The organism is Microvirga sp. P5_D2 (genome assembly GCF_054049475.1).
Window position 1 is genome coordinate 36,384 of the sequence record NZ_JBFUMH010000002.1, and the last position, 18,569, is coordinate 54,952.

The following is an 18,569-nucleotide window of genomic DNA, read 5'->3' on the forward strand; positions in this document are numbered from 1 at the left end:
TCGTCATTTCCTATTGAAAGCCCTCCTCAGCAGGAGGGCTTTCGTTTATTGCGAACACCATGACGACTCGCACCGCCACCACCATCGGCCTCATCACTATCCTGCTCTGGTCCACCCTAGCCCTGCTCACGGCTGCCACGGGTACGATTCCGCCGCTTCAGCTCAATGCGATGACCTTCCTCATCGGCGGGCTTGTGGGCGTGGCGAGCTGGATCGTGCGCCCTCAAGGGATCAAGGCCCTCAAGCAGAMGCCCGCCGTCTGGGCCTTGGGGCTGGGCGGCCTCTTCGGCTATCACGCGCTGTATTTCGCAGCCCTTCGCTGGGCGCCTCCGGCCGAGGCGGGGCTCATCAATTATCTCTGGCCGCTCCTGATCGTGCTCTTCGCCTCCCTGCTGCCGGGCGAGCACTTGCGGCGCGCGCATCTTGTGGGAGCGCTGCTCGGCTTCTCGGGCGTGATCGTGCTGATCGCGGGGCGCGGCGCCCTCGATGCGCGGGCGGAATACGTGCCGGGCTATCTCTGCGCCTTCATCGCCGCTTTCATATGGGGCGGCTATTCGGTTCTCTCGCGCCGTTTCGGGCAGGTGCCGACCGATGCGGTGGCGGGTTTTTGCCTTGCCACATCGCTCTTGAGCTGGGTCTGCCATTTCGCCTTCGAGACGACGGTGTGGCCGGAAACGAACATGGAATGGCTCGCGCTTCTCGCCCTCGGAATTGGACCCGTAGGCGTGGCCTTTTATGTCTGGGATATCGGCATGAAGCACGGCGACATCCGCTTTCTCGGCGTCGCCGCCTATGCGACGCCCGTGCTCTCGACCCTGCTGTTGATCGCAGGCGGCTATGCGGAGCCTTCGCTCACCCTGGCTCTGTCCTGCGGCCTCATCGTCATCGGCGCGCTGGTGGCAACGCTCACGCCGAAACGGAAGAGCGCCCGGGCATGATCCGGTGGGTGTAGCGATAGGCGGTTCCGAAGCCGAGCGCGCCGTAAAGCGAGCGGGCCACCTCGTTCTCCTCACGCACCTGGAGATAGGCCGTGTGCGCGCCCTGCTCGCAGCCCCAGGCGATCAGGCTCGACACCACGCGGCGGCCAAGACCAATGCCGCGCAGATCCGGCGAGACGACGATGTCGTAGAGCCCGATATAACCCCGCTCCACGACGCCGAGACCCCAGGCCACGGGCTTGTCGTCGAGGCTCAAGGTGGCAAACGCTGCCTTCTGGCGAATGCGTGAGACGATTTGCAGGAGCGTCGCGTCGTCGGACTTGTCGCCGCCATAGGAATGGGCCGCCTCCCGCACCCAGCGCTTCGATGGCTGCGGATCGAGCGCCACCTCGGGATCGCGCTCGCAATCCGCGCTGGTGATGGTCGAAGTGAGCACATGCGTGGGCTCGACCTCCTTGAAGCCGCGCAGCTTCAGGCGCTCGTCCACGTCCGGCGCCTCGATGCCGTTGAGCCGGAAGGTGGGGCGCACACTCGCCTCCACGAAGCGGGCGATCATGTAGTCGATGAGTTCATCGTCGAGACCAACGCCGGAGCGAAATGGCGTCGCGGAATTGGCGCGCTTCGAATAGCCGTTGGCGAGACGAAGGATCCAGCCGTCATAGATCTGGTAATCGAACGAGGGCCAGGCGTTCAAAAGCCTGCTCTCGAGTCCGATGATGAGGCCGTGGTCGCTCATAGGGTGCCTGCCGCTCCTTCGTTGCTCACCCGCATCAGAACCTGTTCTTCCATTCGCGCAAGGCCTGAAACACCTCAACGGTGGAAGCGCCTTCCTTATGAACGGTTTTCGCGAGCTCGGGCTCCCCGGCGCGCAAGAAAGGATTGGTCGCCTTCTCCTGACCGATGGTAGACGGCACCAGGAAGCGCCCTTGGGCCTTCGCCTCTTCGGCCTCCTTCGCGCGCGCCTTCAGGGCCTCGTTGTCCGGATCGGCGGCCAGCGCGAAGCGGGCATTCGACAGAGTGTAGTCGTGCCCGGAATAAACCCGCGCCTCGTCCGGCAGCGCCGCCAATCGCTGAAGCGAATGCCAGAACTCAGGGTAGTTGCCCTCGAGCATGCGCCCGCAGCCCAGCGTGAAGAGCGTATCGCCCGCGAACAGCGCCCGGTCCGCAGCGAACCAGTAGGATACATGGTCCAAGCAATGGCCGGGCGTTTCCCACACATGCGCCTGCAAGCCGCCCACGATGACCGTGTCGCCTTCGCGCACATAAGCATCGGCGTGAGGCACCGCCTCGCGGGCTTTCACGGGGGCCACTACCCGGCAGCCCGTGCGGCGCTTCAGGCCCTCAATGCCCTGCACGTGATCGCTGTGCCGGTGCGTGACGAGAATGTCCGTGAGCTGCCATCCCTTCTCGGCGAGAGCCGCGAGAATCGGCCCCTCCTCCGGCGCGTCGATGGCCGCGCAGGCACCGGTATTGGGATCGTGGATCAGGACACCGATATTATCCTGAAGGCAGAGAAAGACGTGAATCTGGGCTGACATCGAGGAACCTTGTCTTGATGTGCTCTGAGCTATCATGGAACAGTTGGCAGAAGAAACCAGATCCCGAACGAATATCAGGCGTTGTCGGCCGGATCGAAAGGCATCCTGACGAGTCCATGAGCATCGATATCACCGACCTGCGCAGCTTTTACGCGAGCCCCCTCGGGGCCGTGACGCGCCGCTATGTCGGGCGGGCCATCGACCGTTTCTGGGGCCCGCTGACGGGCCTGCGCGTGCTTGGACTCGGCTATGCGCCGCCCTACCTGATCCGTGTGAGGAACGAGTGCGAGCGGGCGCTGGCCTTTATGCCGGCGAACCAGGGCGTAGTGAACTGGCCGAGCACCGGCCCCTCGGCCTCCGCCCTCGTCGATCCGCTGATGATGCCGCTGCCCGATTCCTCCATCGACCGGGTGCTCGTGGTCCATGCCCTCGAGACCGTGGAGAGCCCAAGCGAATTGCTCCACGAGATCTGGCGCATCCTGACCCCCGGCGGGCGGATCATCCTGGTCGCCCCCAACCGGCGCGGGTTGTGGGCGCGAATGGACACCACCCCCTTCGGCTACGGCCAGCCCTATAGCCGCTCGCAGCTCAAAAGCCTCATGCGCCAGACATGGTTTTCGCCCGAGGGATGGGCCGAGACCCTCTATATGCCGCCCCTGACGAGCCGCCTTCTTTTGCGCACCGCCCAGGTCTGGGAGGGTATCGGGGTCGGCTTCTCCATGCCCTTCGCGGGCCTCCACATTGTCGAGGCCACCAAGCAGCTCTACCGCCCCGGAACCGTCCAGGCGGTGCGCCGCTCGCGGCGGTTCTCGCCGGTCTTCGTACCGGCTCCCGCCTCTCAAGTGACGCGTTCTTCCTTGATTTCGCCGGGTTTTAGGGGAGTAAAGCAGGGCTCAACTTGACTTGATCACCCTAAATCGCCAGTGTCCGCCCGCTCCAGCGAAGCTACTCAGTCACGCTGGCTTTCCATTATCCATAGAGTCTGATGCGCAGTTATCTCGATTTCGAAAAGCCGGTCGCCGAACTTGAGGCGAAGGTCGAAGAGCTTCGGGCCCTCGGTGAGAACCGGGATGCCGTCTCCATTTCCGACGACATCTCCCGGCTGGAAACCAAGGCCGCCGATGCCCTGAAGGACCTCTATGCCAAGCTCACCCCCTGGCAGAAGACCCTTGTCGCGCGCCATCCGCAGCGGCCCCATTTCGTCGATTATTGCGCCGGGCTCATCACCGAGTTTACGCCACTCGCCGGCGACCGCAAATTCGCCGAGGACGAAGCCATCATGGGCGGCTTCGGCCGCTTCCGGGGCCAGCCAGTCTGCGTGATGGGCCAGGAAAAGGGCAACAACACCGAGACCCGCATCCGGCACAATTTCGGCATGGCGCGCCCCGAGGGCTACCGCAAGGCCGTGCGCCTGATGGAAATGGCGGACCGGTTCAACCTGCCCGTTCTCTCCTTCGTGGACACCGCCGGCGCCTATCCGGGCATCGAGGCGGAGGAGCGCGGCCAGGCCGAGGCCATCGCCCGCTCCACCGAGGCTCAGCTGGGCCTGGGCGTTCCGAACGTCTCCCTCGTCATCGGCGAGGGCGGATCGGGCGGCGCCATTGCCATCGCCACCGCCAACAAGGTGCTGATGATGGAGCATGCCATCTACAGCGTGATCTCGCCGGAAGGCGCAGCCTCGATCCTGTGGCGCGACGCGGCACGCGCCCAGGACGCTGCCACCAACATGAAGATCACGGCCCAGGACCTCCTGCGGCTCGGCATCATCGACAGCATCGTCACCGAGCCCGTGGGCGGCGCCCACCGGGACCCGCAGGCCGCCATCCAGGCCGCCGGCAACGCCATCGAGGAAGCCCTCCACGATCTCGGCAACATGGGCCCCGCGGAGATCCGTGACCACCGGGCCGAGAAGTTCCTCAACATCGGCCGCAAGCTTTAAGACAAGCTCGGCCGCTTCCCGTTCAAGGCCGCTCCCTCGGGTGCGGCCTTTTTCCTGTCCACAGGACCGTTTTCTCCAAAAGAGATGATCCGCCAGAGACTTCGCAGCAGCTTGGCAGGAGCAAAAATTCTCTCGGGCAGGGGAATTTACCTCTCTTTAACCATGACTTCATTGCGTCCCGGCTTGCAGTAAGGGCGGGTTAAGGCTAACGATTTAAGGGTACAGGGGAACTGTCAGGCACAACGCCGGCAGATCAGAAACGCGGGGTCCCCCATGATGAAGCGTATCGCATTGGCCGCGAGCCTGGTGCTCGCGCTTGCCGCCTGCCAGGACGGCAACCTCACCCAAGGTTCCACGCGCCAYCTCGTGCCGATTCCGCCGGCCACCATGGCGCTCATGTCCGCCAAGGGCATGTCCAAGAACGATCCCATCCTGGTCCGAGCCTACAAGAAGGAATCGGAGCTGGAGATCTGGAAGCGCGGCTCCGACGGCAAATACGCCCTGCTCAAGACCTACCCCGTCTGCCGCTGGTCCGGCCAGCTCGGCCCGAAGACCCGCGAGGGCGACCGCCAAGTGCCGGAAGGCTTCTACACGGTCACCCCGGCGCAGATGAACCCGAATTCCAACTATTACCTGTCGTTCGATACCGGCTATCCGAACGCCTTCGACCGCTCGCTCGGCCGCAACGGCGGCGACATCATGGTCCACGGCGCGTGCTCCTCGCGCGGCTGCTTCGCCATGACGGATCAGAACGTGGCCGAGATCTACGCCATCGCCCGCGACGCTCTTGCAGGCGGCCAGCGCGGCTTCCAGTTCCAGTCCTATCCGTTCCGGATGACGGCCCAGAACCTGGCCAAGCACCGCCTCGACCCGAACATCGCCTTCTGGAAGAACCTGAAGGAAGGCTCCGACACCTTTGAGGTGACGAAGGACGAAGTCCGCGTGGCGGTTGCCGGCGCCCGCTACATGTTCAACGCCGACGAGACCGTCGCCGCCGCCGTGGTGCAGAAACAGCACGAGGACGAGCAGGAAGTCGCTAGCCTGGTCGCCAAGGGCACCAAGCCGATCAAGCTCGTCTATCATGATGGCGACACGCACGAATCCTTCCGCACGGCGCTCGCCAACGCATCCGGCGTGACAGACAGCAAGCTCGGTTATGTGAGCCGCACCGAGGGCATCTCCTCCGGTCCGCAGCAGATCGCGCTCGACGACAGCGGCCGCGAGGCCATCGACACCCCGTCGGCCGCCCTGGCCTTCGCCTCCATGCGGGAAGCTCCCGTCGAGACGCAGGAACCCCTGGTCGCCCGCACTGCGCCTCAGCCTGCCGCTGCGCCCGTGGTGACGGCTTCCGCCGCGCCCGCCGCCGCCTCGCAGGAGACACCCTTCTACAAGAAGATGTTCGGCGGCGTCGCCGACCTCTTCAGCTCCTCGGCATCGCAACCCGCCGCCGAGACGGCCCAGGCCGCTCCCGTCGCTTCGGCCATGTCCCCGAGCCTGCGCACGACGCCGGTTCATAAGGCCGTGCCTCAGAAGCGGGCGCAAGGCTCCTCCCCAGTCAATGTGGCTGCGGCGAACTAAGAGACGCCAGCCTACCAGGAATGCAAAAGCCCGCCATCCGGCGGGCTTTTTGTTGGCCCTGTCGCCGCTTGAGCGGAACCGGCAACCATCCGGCTTGCGAATGAATTGACGGCTGGAGGATACGCATTGCTCTACAATCCAAGCGTCATTCCCCTGCCCGGCCCCCTTCGCCGCCACATCGATCATATGGCGCAGTCGCTCCTGCAGCCGGTTCCCAGCGTCGATTTCTCGTCGCCGCCGATGGAGCCCGCGCTGGTCCCGCCGGACTCTGTGTCCTGGCGCATCTTCAAGAATCCCGTTTCCGTCTTCATCGGCGGGGTTGCAGCGGTCATTCTGGAGTTCGGCGAGCCGCGCGTGCGTGACGGCGTGTGGCAGCACAGCAGCTTCCGGACGGACCCGCTCACCCGGCTTCAGCGCACCGGCCTTGCCGCGATGATCACCATCTACGGCCCCCGCAGCACGGCGGAGGCGATGATTGCCGGCGTCGTCAGACGCCATGACCGTGTGACCGGGCAGACCAGCGAGGGAGAGGCTTATCATGCGAATGATCCGGTGCTGCTCGATTGGGTGCAGGCCACCGCGGGCTTCGGCTTCACGCAGGCCTACCACGCCTATGCCAGGGACCTGACCGGCGGCGAGCGCGCTTCCCTGCTGACCGAGGCCGCCCCGGCCGCGCGGCTCTACGGCGCGAAGGGCGCTCCCACCTCGCAGCAGGAGCTCGATGCCCTGTTCGAGACAATGAAGCCGAGGCTCGTCCCCTCGCCCATCATCTTCGAATTCCTGGAGATCATGCGAAAGACGTCGATCCTGCCCGGCGCGACCCGCACCCTTCAGCCCATGCTGGTCAAGGCCGCCGTCGGGATCGTGCCGGACTGGATCAGGGAACGGCTCGGCCTCGATTCCGCCTGGAACCTCAACCCCATCGAACTTGCCCTCGTCCGCACCATGGCGAAAGCAGCCGACCGGCTCATCCTGCCATCCTCCCCCGCCATCCAATCCTGCCGCCGTATGGGACTGCCGGATACGTATCTTTATGAGACCTGACCAGCCTTTTTGAGGGGCTGACGGATAGGGGTAGCGTGTGTTTACCCCTTGTAAGGGGCAGAGGGTGGCGCGTCATCTTCTCGACCGACCGCTAAAGAAAAAGCCCGGCACGAAGGCCGGGCTTTTCCATTTCATTTCAAGTTTCGCCTCTAGGCCACGAACTGGCCGTGGCAGTGCTTGAACTTCTTGCCGGAACCGCAGGGGCAGGGCTCGTTGCGGCTGACGCGGCCCCAGGTGGAGGGGTCGTTCGGATCGCGCTGAGCGCCCGTGGACGGGTCGATTGCGGTGGCGGCGAAGCCCTGGGCTCCGCCCTCACCGAAGGCCGCGCCTTGCGGCATGTCGAACTCGTTCTCGCCGGTGGCGGGATCGAGATGCTGCGGGAACATGGGCGGAAGCGATGCGGCTTCAGGCTGCTGGAACACGACCTGGATGCGCATGAGCTGGCCCGTCACCTGCTCGCGCAGGTGGCCGACGAGAGCATTGAAGAGCTCGAAGGCTTCCGACTTGTACTCGTTCAGCGGATCGCGCTGGGCGAGACCGCGCCAACCGATGACCTGACGCAGATGATCGAGCGTCACGAGGTGCTCGCGCCAGAGATGATCGAGGCTCTGGAGCAGAACCTGCTTCTCGACGTAGTTCATCACTTCCGCCGAGTTGGCCTCGACGCGCTGGGCGTAACCCTCATCGGCGGCCTTGGTGATGCGCTCGCGGATCTCATCGTCGGCAATGCCCTCTTCCTTCGCCCATTCCTCGACCGGCAGGTCGAGGTTGAGGAAGTTGACGACGTTCTCTTTGAGACCTGCCACATCCCACTGTTCCGCATAGGCGTTCTCAGGGATCGCGCGGGACACGATGTCGTCGATGACGCCATGGCGCATATCGTCGATGGTATCGCGCACGCTCTCTTCCGCCATGAACTCCTTGCGCTGCTCGAACACGACCTTGCGCTGGTCGTTCATGACGTTGTCGTATTTCAGGATGTTCTTGCGGATGTCGAAGTTGCGCGCCTCGACCTTCGCCTGCGCACGCTCGATGGCCTTGTTGATCCACGGATGGATGATGGCCTCGCCTTCCTTCAGACCGAGCTTCTGCAGCATGCCGTCCATGCGGTCGGAGCCGAAGATGCGCATCAGGTCGTCCTGGAGCGACAGATAGAACTTGGAGCGGCCCGGATCGCCCTGGCGGCCCGAACGGCCACGCAGCTGATTGTCGATGCGCCGCGACTCGTGGCGCTCGGTGCCGAGCACGTAGAGACCGCCAGCGGCGAGCGCCTTCTCCTTGAACATGGCGACCTCGTCGAGAATTTCCTTCTCGCGGCGCACGCGTTCCTCGCCCTCGACGCCGACGAGCTCGCGCTCGACACGCATCTTGGCGTTACCGCCGAGCTGAATGTCGGTGCCGCGACCGGCCATGTTGGTAGCGATGGTGATCGCGCCCGGCACGCCGGCCTGGGCGACGATGAAGGCTTCCTGCTCGTGGAAGCGGGCGTTGAGCACCGCGAAATGCTTCGTGCCGCGACCGGCGCGCGCATCCTTGTAGAGCGGCTCCAGCGCCAGCGGATCCTCGAAGTCGATGAGCTTGTAACCTTCCTTGACCAAGAGTTCGGCGAGCATTTCCGACTTCTCGATCGAGGTGGTGCCGACCAAGATCGGCTGACCCTTGGCGGAGGACGCCTCCACATCGCGGATGACCGCCTGATAGCGCTCTTCAACGGTACGGTAGACCTCGTCGTCATCGTCGATACGGGCGACGGGGCGATTCGTCGGAATCTCGACCACTTCGAGATTGTAGATCTCGAGGAACTCGTCGGCTTCCGTCGCCGCGGTGCCGGTCATGCCGCCGAGCTTGTTGTAGAGGCGGAAGTAGTTCTGGAAGGTGATGGAGGCGAGCGTCTGGTTCTCGGGCTGAACCTGCACGTGCTCCTTGGCTTCGAGCGCCTGGTGCAGGCCTTCCGAATACCTGCGGCCCTGCATCATGCGGCCGGTGAACTCGTCGATGATCACCACTTCGCCGTTGCGGACGATGTAATCCTTGTCGCGCTGGAACAGGGTGTGGGCGCGAAGCGCCTGATTCATGTGGTGCACGAGGGTGGCGTTCTGCGCGTCGTAAAGATCGCCTTCGGTCAGCAGGCCGACCTCGCGCAGAAGCTGTTCGATCTTCTCGGTACCGTCTTCGGTGAGCGCCACGGAGCGCTGCTTCTCGTCGAGCTCGTAATCGCTCTTGTCGAGGCGCGGGAGCACCTTGTCGATGGCGTTGTAGAGATCGGAGCGGTCGTCGAGCGGGCCGGAGATGATGAGCGGCGTGCGCGCCTCGTCCACGAGGATCGAGTCCACCTCGTCCACGATGGCGAAGTTGTGCCCGCGCTGGACCATCTGCCCCATCTCGTACTTCATGTTATCGCGCAGATAATCGAAGCCGTATTCGTTGTTGGTGCCGTAGGTGATATCGGCAGCGTAAGCCTCGGCGCGCTCGGCATCGTCGAGGCCATGCACGATCACGCCCACGCTCATGCCGAGGAAGCGGTAGATCTGGCCCATCCACTCGGAGTCGCGCTTGGCCAGGTAGTCGTTGACCGTAACCACGTGCACGCCCTTGCCGGCGAGCGCGTTCAGATAGACCGGCAGGGTTGCGACCAGGGTCTTGCCTTCACCGGTGCGCATTTCGGCGATGGAACCCTCGTGAAGCACCATGCCGCCCAGAAGCTGCACGTCGAAGGGGCGCTGGCCCAGGGTGCGCTTGGCAGCCTCGCGGACCGTGGCGAAGGCGGGGACCAGGAGGTCGTCCAGGGTCTTTCCGGCAGCGAGCTGGGCCTTGAACTCTTCCGTACGGGCACGCAGCTGCTCGTCGGACAATGCCTCCAGCTCGGCCTCAAGCGCGTTGATGGCCGCCACTTTGGGCCGGTAGGACTTCAGCCGGCGATCATTGACCGAGCCAAAGATTTTCTTCGCGAGAGAACCGAACATCGATAGCCTTCGAAAATTCCAGAATTCCAGGGGAACGGGCGATTTGGGCCGCCTTATAGACCTAATTATGCCAGGGCGCATCTTAAAGGCTGTGCCTGAATGGCGCAGTCTTAGCTCTATAAACCGGCCTCGAAAAGGCCACGCTGTGCCGGATGCTGTGGCATACATATGCCTTCGCTTGCAAACGTAAACACGTTGGGCCATCTGATCGGTGCTGTCAGTGGGCCGCTTTTCGCCCGCCAGAGGATTTTACATGTCGCCAACATCGGTTCGCAAAACCCTGCTCGCCCCAGGCCTTCTCATCCTGGGCACCGCCCTGCCCCTCGTGGCCGGCGCCGCCTATGCCCAGACGCCCCCCGCCGCCCAGACGTCGCCGGCGACGTCCCCGGCTGCCGTGCCCGCCGTCGACCCCTCCAAGGTGGTTGCCCGGGTGAACGGCGTCGACATTACGGAAGGTGACCTCGCCATCGCCGCCGAGGACCCGGGCCTCCAGATGCCGAACGTGCCTGACGAGCAGAAGCGCGAGCTTCTCACTGGCTACATGATCGACCTGAAGCTCGGCGCCAAGGCGGCTGAAGCGGCCAAGGTCGGCAGCGGCGCCGAATTCGCCCGCAAGCTTGCCTATAACCGTGACAAGACCCTGCTGGACGAATACCTCAACGAGACGGCCAAGAAGGCCGTGAACCCCGAGGCCGCCCGCAAGCTCTATGAGGAGACTGTGAAGAGCGTGCCCGCCGAGCAGGAGGTTCGCGCCCGCCACATCCTGGTGGAGAACGAGGACGAGGCCAAAGCCATCGCCACCCGCGTGAAGGGCGGCGAGGACTTCGCCAAGGTGGCCGGTGAAGTCTCCAAGGATCCCGGCTCCAAGACCGATGGCGGCGATCTCGGCTTCTTCACCAAGGACCGTATGGTCGAGCCCTTCGCCGAAGCCGCCTTCAAGCTGGAGCCCGGCCAGATCTCCGACCCCGTGAAGAGCCAGTTCGGCTGGCACGTGATCCGAGTCGAGGAAAAGCGCAACAAGCCCGCGCCTACCTTCGAGGAGACCAAGGATCAGGTCGAGTCCTATCTCGGCCGCAAGGCCCAGCAGGACCTGATCGTCGGCCTACGCAAGGACGCCAAGATCGAGCGCCTGGACGACAAGGGCAACCTCGTCCAGCAGAAGCAGCCTTAAGGTTTTTACTTCCATAAGTTCAAAGGGCGGCCCTTAGGCCGCCCTTTTTGTTTCCATTCCACCAGGCGTCATTCCCGGCGGCCCATGCGGTTGGGATCGACGCCGCCCTGGCGGTTCGTCTGGTTCCCCACGTCGCCCTGGAAAGTCGAGCCGCCGTCCAGGTCACGCGGGTCTTTGCCTGTCATGAGGGTCTCCTCATCAGCAGACTGGGTCGACGAGGACACAGATGGCACGTTCCTGCTTTTCCGCGACCTCGCTTCAGCAGCTTTGACTTGACAAAAAGTTCGAGAAAACCACAGGTCGCCTTTCCCAACGGTATTCCATCCGCTGATTTTTCGAGACCCTTAGCATGTCCAAGTCCGTGTCTCCGCTCGCACCCAAGTCGTACCCTGCCCTGCCCGCCATCGACGGCGTCAGGATTGCGACGGCGGAGGCCGGCATCCGATACAAGAACCGGACGGACGTACTCTATGTGACGCTGCCCAAGGAGACGACGGTGGCGGGCGTGTTCACCCGCTCCAAGTGCCCCTCGGCTCCCGTGGATTGGTGCCGCAAGAATCTGCCCAAGGGCACCGCGCGGGCGCTCGTGGTGAATTCCGGCAATGCCAATGCCTTTACCGGCAAGACCGGCGCGGAAGCCGTAAAGCTGACGGCGGAGATCGCGGCCGAGGCCGCTGGCTGCCGCGCATCGCAGGTGTTCATCGCTTCCACCGGCGTGATCGGCGAGCCTCTCGATGCCACGAAGTTCGAGGGTGTGCTCGCCTCCTGCGAGAAGAAGGCCAAGCCCACCGCCTGGCTCGATGCGGCCAAGGCCATCATGACCACTGACACCTTTCCGAAGGTGGCGACCCGCACGGCCACCATCGGCGGCGTCGAGGTGACGATCAACGGCATGGCCAAGGGCGCGGGCATGATCGCGCCGGACATGGCGACCATGCTCTCCTTCATCTTCACCGATGCGCCGATTGCGGCGTCCGTGCTTCAGGCGCTGCTCAAGAAGGGCGCCGACAAGAGCTTCAACTGCGTGACGGTGGACAGCGATACCTCCACATCGGACACGCTGCTCTTCTTCGCGACGGGGGCCGCCGCCGCGAAGGGCGCGCCCGCCATCTCGCTGCCGAGCGACCGTCGCCTCAGGGAATTCCGCGCGGCGCTCGAGGATCTGCTCATCGACCTCGCGCAACAGGTCGCCCGCGACGGTGAAGGCGCACGCAAGTTCGTGACCGTGAAGGTGACAGGCGCCACGGGCGCCGCATCCGCCAAGCGCATCGCCATGGCGATTGCGAATTCGCCGCTGGTGAAGACCGCCGTTGCCGGCGAGGATGCCAATTGGGGCCGCGTGGTTATGGCGGTCGGCAAGGCGGGCGAGCCCGCCGAGCGCGACAAGCTCGCCATCTGGTTCGGCGATATCCGCGTGGCCGTGAAGGGCGCGCGCGATCCCGGGTACAGCGAGGCCAAGACCACGGCCTATATGAAGGGCGATGAGATCACGATCCGCGTCGATCTCGGCCTCGGCCGTGGCGAGGCCACGGCCTGGACCTGCGACCTCACCAAGGCCTACGTGGAAATCAACGGCGATTACCGCAGCTGATTACAGGCTCGGAACGACAGTTACCTTACGCTTGATCGTGACGCGCATTGGCCCGCCATACTGGTCAGTTCCGATAAGCGCGTAAGTAAATTCATCGGCCCCTTGGTAGCCGGGCTTTGCTACGTAGAGGGCGCGAAGGTTCTGAACTCCGGCGCGGCCGATCTTGGGCGCCTGGACGATTTTCACTTCGTTGATAGCTCCAGGAATACCGCTGAGGCCAAACGTGCAGCCTGTGCCCGCTTTGACGGTGATCGGAGCTTCAATCTCAGCCATGTTGCCCGGAATATAGAAGGGCGGTCCCTTGCAATCAGCCTGAGCTGCGCCTGAGAGGGCAGAGGCTGCAATGATCATCATACCTTGCAGCAGAAACTTACGCTTAATCATGGATGGCACCCTCGTGAGAAGACTTATTTTGATGTTATCACATTATGATTTGCAAGCGCTGCGATTTGTCTTCCGCACTTAAATCTGCTGAGAGAAGAGCCGACATGACCACCAACACGCCCCCTCTCAAGCTCACCCTCGTCATCGCCGTTGCCCTGATCGACGCCGATAACCGCATCCTTCTGGCGCAGCGCCCCGAAGGGAAGCAGCTGGCGGGCTTGTGGGAGTTTCCCGGTGGCAAGGTCGAGCCGGGCGAGCGGCCCGAGGAGACGCTGATCCGCGAGCTGCACGAGGAACTCGGCATCACCGTGAAGGAGGCCTGCCTCGCGCCACTGACCTTCGCGAGCTTTCCCTACGAGACCTTCCACCTGCTCATGCCGCTCTACATCTGCCGCCGCTGGGAAGGCTTCGTGCAATCCATGGAGGGGCAGGCCCTGAAATGGGTAAAGCCGCAGGAGCTGCGGCAATATCCGATGCCGCCCGCCGATGAACCGCTCATCCCGTTCCTGCTCGATCTTCTCGGCTCGTGAGCCCCCATGTCTTCGCAACCTGCCGAAGCCTCCTCCGCCCCGACGCCCGGCTTCATTCTCGTCAATCTGCTTGTCTGCTCGCTTTTGTGGGGTAGCTCCTTCCTGTTCGTGAAGTTGAGCGGGGACCTGAACCCATTCGTGCTGGCGGCCATGCGCGGTCTGCTCGGCGGAGTCTCTCTCGCAATCTGGTTTACGGTGCAGGGCAAAAGCATCCTGCCGCGGCGCCATGAATGGCGGATCTGGGCGTTTCTCGGCACCTTCAACGGATGGCTGCCGAACGTGCTCGTGGCCTTTGCGCTGACCGAGATCGCAACCGCTCCCGCCGCGATGATCCAGGCCTCGTCCCCGCTGATCGTCGCTCTCTTCTCTCACCTGCTGTTCGTGGACGAGAGGCTGACGCCGCAGCGGTTTGTCGGCGTGCTCGTCGGCTTCATCGGCATGGGCATCCTGATCGGACCGGCAGCGATGCCGGACAGCGGCATCAGCCTCGCCGGTCTTGTCGCCATGATCATGACCGCATGCAGCTATGCATCGGCGAATATCTATGTCCGCACCGTCAAGCACGCGGACCCGGCGCGCATGGCGCTCGGCCAGCAGATCACGTCCGGCACGGCCGCAACGCTGCTTGCTCTCGTCATGGTCGGCCCTGCGGCTTTCGTGCCGGTGCTGACCCATGCCGCGCCGCTGCTGGCGTTAGGCGTGCTCTCCACGGCCCTGCCGATCCTGCTGTTCATGCATCTCATCCGCCGCACCGGCCCCACCCGCGCCTCCATGGTGGGCTATCTCGCGCCGGTCTGGACCATCCTGTTCGCGGTGCTGTTCCTGAACGAGCGCGTGGGCTTTCGTGAACTCGCCGGCGGTGCCGTGGTRCTCGCCGGCGTGGCGCTGGTGTCGTTCAGCGGGCGGTTGAAGCAAGTTCGCTGAGCGCCTCGCGCGTCTGGGAGGGAATCTCCACAGGACGCTGCGTCGCACGATCCACATAGACATGGACGAAGTGCCCCTGCGCGGCGGCGAGGTCCTCACCTTCCTTGAAGATGCCGATCTCGTAGCGCACGGAGGAGCGCCCGAGATGCGCTACGCTGATGCCGGCTTCCAGCCTTTCAGGAAATGCAACGCTCTCGAAATACGCGCAGCCCGATTCGACCACGAGGCCGATGACCGGGCTGTCGCCGATGGAGAGCAGACCCTGCTCGACGAGCCAGCCGTTCACGGCGGAATCGAAATACGAGTAGTAATGAACGTTGTTCACATGCCCATAGGCGTCGTTGTCCATCCATCGCGTCGTGATGGGCAGGAAGACCCCGAAGGTGGAGCGGTGACGGGGCGTCGGCTTGTCCTGCTTCGACATGTTCACCACGCCGCCTCATAAATCGTGCGCGCATCCTCCAGCGCAACCGGACGCGGGTTGTTCACCAGAAGCCGCGTCTGCTTCATAGCATCCTCCGCCAGCATCGGCACCGCATCCTGCGGAATGCCCACATCGCGCAGGCGCGGCTGCAGGCCCACCCTGCCGCAAAGACCGGCGATGGCCTCGGCGAAAGCCGCCGCACTGGCTCCGCCTTCGAGATCGGGAAACACATAAGGCGCGAGTTCGGCATACGTGTCCTCGCAGGCGCTGGCGTTGAAGCGCAGCACATGCGGCAGCACGAGCGCGTTCGAGAGGCCGTGCGGCACACCGAAATGTCCACCGATGGGATAAGCCAGCGCATGCACTGCGGCCACCGGCGAATTCGCGAAGGCTTGACCCGCAAGCATGGAGCCGAGCAGCATCGCAGCCCTCGCCTCCTTGTCGGAACCCTGATGCACGGCGCGCTCGATATTGCGGCCGAGCAGGCTCAACGCCTCACGCGCGAGCGCCTTCGACACGGGGTTGTTGTTGGCGCTCACGGACGTATAGGCCTCGATGGCATGCACCATCGCGTCGATGCCCGTCGCCGCCGTCACATGCGGCGGCAGGTTCACGGTGAGATCGGGATCGAGCAGCGCGATATCGGGAATGAGAAGCGGCGAGACGACGCCCTTCTTCTCGTGCGCGCCGGTGGTCAGGATGGAAATCGGCGTCACCTCCGATCCGGTGCCCGCCGTCGTCGGGATGGCGAGAAGCGGAAGGCGCGGGCCTTTCGCGATGCCGACGCCGTAAATCTCAGGCAATGTCTCGCGGCTTCGCACGAGAAGCGCCACGAGTTTCGCCACGTCGATGGAGGATCCGCCGCCGAATCCGATGACGGCTCGCGCGTCGAAGGCTTTCGCTTTGGCAACAGCCGCAAGCACCACATCCTCCGGCGGATCGGCTACGACGCCGTCGAACACGTCGACGGCGATGCCCGCTTCTTCCAGAATGGTCAGCGCCTGCGCGACGAGTCCCGTCTTGACGAGACCGGCATCGGTGACGAGGGCCACGCGGGCGCCGAGTCTTTGGGCCGCGACCTCACCCAGCCGGGCGATGCTGCCCGAGCCCACGATGAGCGAGGGAACCGTGTTGAAGGTGAATGGCGACATGAGGCATTTCCTTTGCCGCCGGAGATTGCCTTAAACGAAGCCGATCCGGCAATGCACATCCCGTCAGCCATTGGGAGCATGCCGAGCGGTTCGTCAGTCTCTGAACTCCTCGATGGCGTCGATCTTCTCTGGGTAAAACGCTACGTGCTCCTTGATGGCGACGACCGAGGATGCTGGTTCCTCGTAGGTCCAGGCCGCGTTCTCGCGCACAAGCCCGCCGCCATTCACCGTGAAATAGGAAGCGTCGCCTTTGTAGGGGCAATGCGTGCGGTGATCGGTCGGATCGAGAAGATCCATATGCACATCCTCCCGTGGGATGTACTGCACGGTCGGAAGGGTCGCCTCTTGGAGGGTCAGCGCCTTCGTTGTCTCGGCGATGATGAAACCGCCGAGCATGACCCGGATGCGGTGCGGATTGGGTGTGACGGTGATCGGATGATCCGGGCCGGGCTGTTTCATGGCGCAACATTCTCCAGAAGGTCTTTGGAGAACGATCAATCGTGTGCTCAAGTTGCAAGCAGCGCCCCGCCGATACGAAAGATCATTCTTCCGGTAGCGGCGGGGTTGCTCCGTTCTTGCCGCCCAGGGCATCCGCAAGCCGCATCTGGGCCGAGCCCGGCTTCAGGGGCTTCTGCTGACTTTCGTGCGGCGTCCAGCCGGAGAGCCAGACGATTTCGAAGGTTGCTGGAATGCGTCCGTCCGGATCGGCGAACCGCTCCGCATAGATCTCCGCTGCTCGGAGCAGGGTGCTACGCTTCAGGGGCGTCCGGCGGCGGTCGTTGAGGGCATTGGTAAGCCCCATGCGGCGAAGATCCCGCATCAGGGCAAAGGCACTGCCGTAGCGTACGCGCACGATATCCGTGTCGGTGACCGGAAGCGCGAAGCCAGCACGCTGCAGCAGGCCGCCGATATCGCGCAGATCCGCAAAGGGCGCCACGCGGGGGCTCACACCGCCTTCCAGCTCGGATTCGGCCTGGGTCATGGCCTGACGCAGCTCGGTGAGGGTCGAACCGCCGAGCAGCGCGCCGATGAACAGGCCGTCGGCTTTCAGAGCGCGGCGGATCTGGATGAGCGTACCTGGCAGGTCGTTTACGCCCTGAAGCGCCAACAGAGAAATCGCCAGATCGAATTGCTCACCGGCGAACGGCAGCCGCTCCTCGTCGCCATGGATCGCGCCGGGCTCAGAGATAGGCGACAGGCGAACCACCCGCTCGACGCGCCCGCTGCGCTTCAACGCCTCGCTGGCAAGCGGGGTCGGCGTTCCGACATCGAGCGCCAGGGGGAAAGGCCGCAGCACAGCCGCCAGCCTCTCCTCCAGATCCTCCACGGCACGAACCAGCAGAAAATCCGCATAGCCTTCCCTCATGGCCCGCTGGAGGCGATGGCGGACAAGGGCGCGATCGAAGACGAGAGGTGTGTTCATCAGGTGCTCGATATGACGTGGAATGCGGGCGGAGCCAAGAGACTTTTGGAGGGGGCTGAAGCACAACGGCAATCCCTCTCCCGCAAAGGGAGAGGGAAAAGATCGTCTCGCCCTTCCTCGCCTCACCCGCTAAGCTTGCTCCATGAGCGATGCGACCCAGGCGCAGCAATCCCCATTCTCATCCCGTCTGCGCCAAGCAGCGCGGGCGGTCTCGCGCTCGGCCTTGAGCCTTCTCTACCCGCCCACCTGCATCGCCTGCCAAGCTGCCACCGGCGAGCCCCATGGCCTATGCGCCGGATGCTGGGCGGGTATGCACCTGATCGAACGCCCGTTCTGTGAGCGTCTCGGCATCCCGTTCCAGGTAGATCTTGGCCAGCCCCTGTTCTCGCCCGCCGCCATCGCCGATCCGCCGGTTTTCCAGCGCGCCCGCGCGGTCGCGGAATATGACGGCACGGCGAGCCTTCTCGTGCACCGGCTCAAATACAATGACAGGCTGGAACTCGCGCGCGGGCTCGGCATCATGATGGCCCGGGCGGGCCGCGAGCTTTTAAGCGAAGCGGATGTGATCGTGCCCGTTCCGCTTCACCGATGGCGGCTCTGGCGGCGGCGCTTCAATCAGGCCATGGCGCTGGCCAGGGTGGTTTCCGAGGAAAGCGCGGTTCCTTGCGATCCCTTCCTTCTCGCCCGCGTCAAGCGCACGAGGCGGCAGGTCGGGCTCACCAAATCCCAGCGGCAGGAGAACCTGCAAGGGGCCTTCCGGGTGCCTGACGAGGCCAAGGCCCGGCTCAAAGGCAAGCGGGTCCTCCTCATCGACGATGTGCTCACCACCGGCTCCACCGCCAATGCCGCTTCCCGCGCGCTTTTGCGCGGCGGCGCGGCCTCGGTGGATGTGCTGGCCTTCGCCCGTGTGGGACAAGAGTTGTGATCCGGCGTTGAATCTTCCTATATCTAGCCTCAACACGGAGACAATC

18 protein-coding genes are annotated in these 18,569 nt (G+C 64.1%); 10 read left to right on the forward strand and 8 right to left on the reverse strand.

The genetic code is table 11. From position 1 onward, the window contains the following. Positions 1–59 precede the first annotated feature (59 nt). Positions 60–938 (forward strand): aromatic amino acid exporter YddG, encoded by an 879-nt coding sequence (gene yddG, locus ACXJKO_RS01080; protein ID WP_457089222.1) that lies wholly within the window; start codon positions 60–62, stop codon positions 936–938. On the opposite strand, the gene ACXJKO_RS01085 is transcribed toward yddG, so the two are convergent. Both ACXJKO_RS01085 and gloB read right to left on the reverse strand, forming a co-directional pair. After that, positions 907–1,674, reverse strand: coding sequence for a GNAT family N-acetyltransferase (locus ACXJKO_RS01085; protein WP_457089223.1), 768 nt, complete (start codon positions 1,672–1,674; stop codon positions 907–909). The two genes, yddG and ACXJKO_RS01085, sit on opposite strands and share 32 nt — an antisense overlap. A 34-nt stretch (positions 1,675–1,708) precedes the next feature. Next, positions 1,709–2,476, reverse strand: a complete 768-nt coding sequence (gene gloB / locus ACXJKO_RS01090; RefSeq protein WP_457089224.1) for a hydroxyacylglutathione hydrolase — start codon at positions 2,474–2,476, stop codon at positions 1,709–1,711. Positions 2,477–2,592: 116 nt separating this feature from the next. Here gloB and ACXJKO_RS01095 point away from each other — a divergent pair, with 116 nt between their 5' ends. The 4 genes from ACXJKO_RS01095 to ACXJKO_RS01110 all read left to right on the forward strand — a co-directional run bounded on the left by ACXJKO_RS01095 (position 2,593) and on the right by ACXJKO_RS01110 (position 7,037). Beyond that, a complete protein-coding gene (locus tag ACXJKO_RS01095) occupies positions 2,593–3,378 on the forward strand; it encodes a class I SAM-dependent methyltransferase (protein WP_457089225.1) in 786 nt (261 codons plus the stop codon). An 83-nt stretch (positions 3,379–3,461) separates the two neighbouring features. After that, positions 3,462–4,415 (forward strand): acetyl-CoA carboxylase carboxyltransferase subunit alpha, encoded by a 954-nt coding sequence (locus ACXJKO_RS01100; protein ID WP_457089226.1) that lies wholly within the window; start codon positions 3,462–3,464, stop codon positions 4,413–4,415. Between the two features lie 273 nt (positions 4,416–4,688). Beyond that, a complete protein-coding gene (locus tag ACXJKO_RS01105; protein WP_457089227.1) occupies positions 4,689–5,993 on the forward strand; it encodes a L,D-transpeptidase family protein in 1,305 nt (434 codons plus the stop codon). 126 nt (positions 5,994–6,119) lie between these two features. After that, complete coding sequence (locus ACXJKO_RS01110) at positions 6,120–7,037, forward strand: oxygenase MpaB family protein (protein ID WP_457089228.1); 918 nt, start codon at positions 6,120–6,122, stop codon at positions 7,035–7,037. A 149-nt stretch (positions 7,038–7,186) separates the two neighbouring features. Here ACXJKO_RS01110 and secA read toward each other — a convergent pair whose 3' ends face one another. After that, on the reverse strand, positions 7,187–10,000 hold the full coding sequence (secA, locus tag ACXJKO_RS01115; RefSeq protein WP_457089229.1) for a preprotein translocase subunit SecA: 2,814 nt from the start codon (positions 9,998–10,000) through the stop codon (positions 7,187–7,189). A 253-nt stretch (positions 10,001–10,253) separates the two neighbouring features. On the opposite strand from secA, the gene ACXJKO_RS01120 reads away from it, so the two are divergent. Both ACXJKO_RS01120 and argJ read left to right on the forward strand, forming a co-directional pair. Next, positions 10,254–11,171 (forward strand): peptidylprolyl isomerase, encoded by a 918-nt coding sequence (locus ACXJKO_RS01120; protein WP_457089230.1) that lies wholly within the window; start codon positions 10,254–10,256, stop codon positions 11,169–11,171. Positions 11,172–11,520: 349 nt separating this feature from the next. After that, complete coding sequence (gene argJ / locus ACXJKO_RS01125; RefSeq protein ID WP_457089231.1) at positions 11,521–12,762, forward strand: bifunctional glutamate N-acetyltransferase/amino-acid acetyltransferase ArgJ; 1,242 nt, start codon at positions 11,521–11,523, stop codon at positions 12,760–12,762. Here the strand turns inward: argJ and ACXJKO_RS01130 are convergent, their stop codons facing one another. Then, positions 12,763–13,146, reverse strand: coding sequence for a hypothetical protein (locus ACXJKO_RS01130; RefSeq protein WP_457089232.1), 384 nt, complete (start codon positions 13,144–13,146; stop codon positions 12,763–12,765). 104 nt (positions 13,147–13,250) lie between these two features. Between ACXJKO_RS01130 and mutT the strand changes: the two genes are divergently transcribed. Continuing rightward, entirely contained in the window at positions 13,251–13,676 is a 426-nt protein-coding gene (mutT, locus tag ACXJKO_RS01135) for an 8-oxo-dGTP diphosphatase MutT (protein WP_457089233.1), read from the forward strand. A gap of 6 nt (positions 13,677–13,682) precedes the next feature. Beyond that, positions 13,683–14,600 (forward strand): DMT family transporter, encoded by a 918-nt coding sequence (locus ACXJKO_RS01140; RefSeq protein WP_457089234.1) that lies wholly within the window; start codon positions 13,683–13,685, stop codon positions 14,598–14,600. Here ACXJKO_RS01140 and ACXJKO_RS01145 read toward each other — a convergent pair. The 4 genes from ACXJKO_RS01145 to ACXJKO_RS01160 all read right to left on the reverse strand — a co-directional run bounded on the left by ACXJKO_RS01145 (position 14,572) and on the right by ACXJKO_RS01160 (position 17,598). Then, positions 14,572–15,024: an acyl-CoA thioesterase gene (locus ACXJKO_RS01145; RefSeq protein WP_457089347.1), complete on the reverse strand. Its 453-nt coding sequence runs from the start codon at positions 15,022–15,024 to the stop codon at positions 14,572–14,574. The two genes, ACXJKO_RS01140 and ACXJKO_RS01145, sit on opposite strands and share 29 nt — an antisense overlap. A 2-nt stretch (positions 15,025–15,026) precedes the next feature. After that, on the reverse strand, positions 15,027–16,175 hold the full coding sequence (locus ACXJKO_RS01150; RefSeq protein WP_457089235.1) for an iron-containing alcohol dehydrogenase: 1,149 nt from the start codon (positions 16,173–16,175) through the stop codon (positions 15,027–15,029). A gap of 93 nt (positions 16,176–16,268) precedes the next feature. Next, positions 16,269–16,634 carry a DUF427 domain-containing protein gene (locus tag ACXJKO_RS01155; protein ID WP_457089236.1) on the reverse strand — a complete coding sequence of 122 codons (366 nt, stop codon included), beginning with the start codon at positions 16,632–16,634 and terminating at the stop codon, positions 16,269–16,271. Positions 16,635–16,716: 82 nt separating this feature from the next. Continuing rightward, the gene (locus ACXJKO_RS01160) at positions 16,717–17,598 is read right to left on the reverse strand and encodes a methyltransferase domain-containing protein (RefSeq protein ID WP_457089237.1); all 882 of its coding nucleotides are present in this window, start codon (positions 17,596–17,598) and stop codon (positions 16,717–16,719) included. Positions 17,599–17,740: 142 nt separating this feature from the next. On the opposite strand from ACXJKO_RS01160, the gene ACXJKO_RS01165 reads away from it, so the two are divergent. Further along, the gene (locus ACXJKO_RS01165; RefSeq protein ID WP_457089238.1) at positions 17,741–18,523 is read left to right on the forward strand and encodes a ComF family protein; all 783 of its coding nucleotides are present in this window, start codon (positions 17,741–17,743) and stop codon (positions 18,521–18,523) included. The last annotated feature ends 46 nt before the right edge of the window (positions 18,524–18,569 follow it).

Coding starts and splice junctions, on each gene's coding strand:
- ACXJKO_RS01085 (WP_457089223.1), bottom strand. CDS start 1,674: ATGAGCGACCACGGCCTCATCATCGGACTCGAGAGCAGGCTTTTGAAC.
- secA (WP_457089229.1), bottom strand. CDS start 10,000: ATGTTCGGTTCTCTCGCGAAGAAAATCTTTGGCTCGGTCAATGATCGC.
- ACXJKO_RS01155 (WP_457089236.1), bottom strand. CDS start 16,634: ATGAAACAGCCCGGCCCGGATCATCCGATCACCGTCACACCCAATCCG.
- ACXJKO_RS01165 (WP_457089238.1), top strand. CDS start 17,741: ATGAGCGATGCGACCCAGGCGCAGCAATCCCCATTCTCATCCCGTCTG.
- mutT (WP_457089233.1), top strand. CDS start 13,251: ATGACCACCAACACGCCCCCTCTCAAGCTCACCCTCGTCATCGCCGTT.
- ACXJKO_RS01160 (WP_457089237.1), bottom strand. CDS start 17,598: ATGAACACACCTCTCGTCTTCGATCGCGCCCTTGTCCGCCATCGCCTC.
- ACXJKO_RS01095 (WP_457089225.1), top strand. CDS start 2,593: ATGAGCATCGATATCACCGACCTGCGCAGCTTTTACGCGAGCCCCCTC.
- ACXJKO_RS01145 (WP_457089347.1), bottom strand. CDS start 15,024: ATGTCGAAGCAGGACAAGCCGACGCCCCGTCACCGCTCCACCTTCGGG.
- ACXJKO_RS01100 (WP_457089226.1), top strand. CDS start 3,462: ATGCGCAGTTATCTCGATTTCGAAAAGCCGGTCGCCGAACTTGAGGCG.
- ACXJKO_RS01150 (WP_457089235.1), bottom strand. CDS start 16,175: ATGTCGCCATTCACCTTCAACACGGTTCCCTCGCTCATCGTGGGCTCG.
- gloB (WP_457089224.1), bottom strand. CDS start 2,476: ATGTCAGCCCAGATTCACGTCTTTCTCTGCCTTCAGGATAATATCGGT.
- ACXJKO_RS01120 (WP_457089230.1), top strand. CDS start 10,254: ATGTCGCCAACATCGGTTCGCAAAACCCTGCTCGCCCCAGGCCTTCTC.
- argJ (WP_457089231.1), top strand. CDS start 11,521: ATGTCCAAGTCCGTGTCTCCGCTCGCACCCAAGTCGTACCCTGCCCTG.
- ACXJKO_RS01130 (WP_457089232.1), bottom strand. CDS start 13,146: ATGATTAAGCGTAAGTTTCTGCTGCAAGGTATGATGATCATTGCAGCC.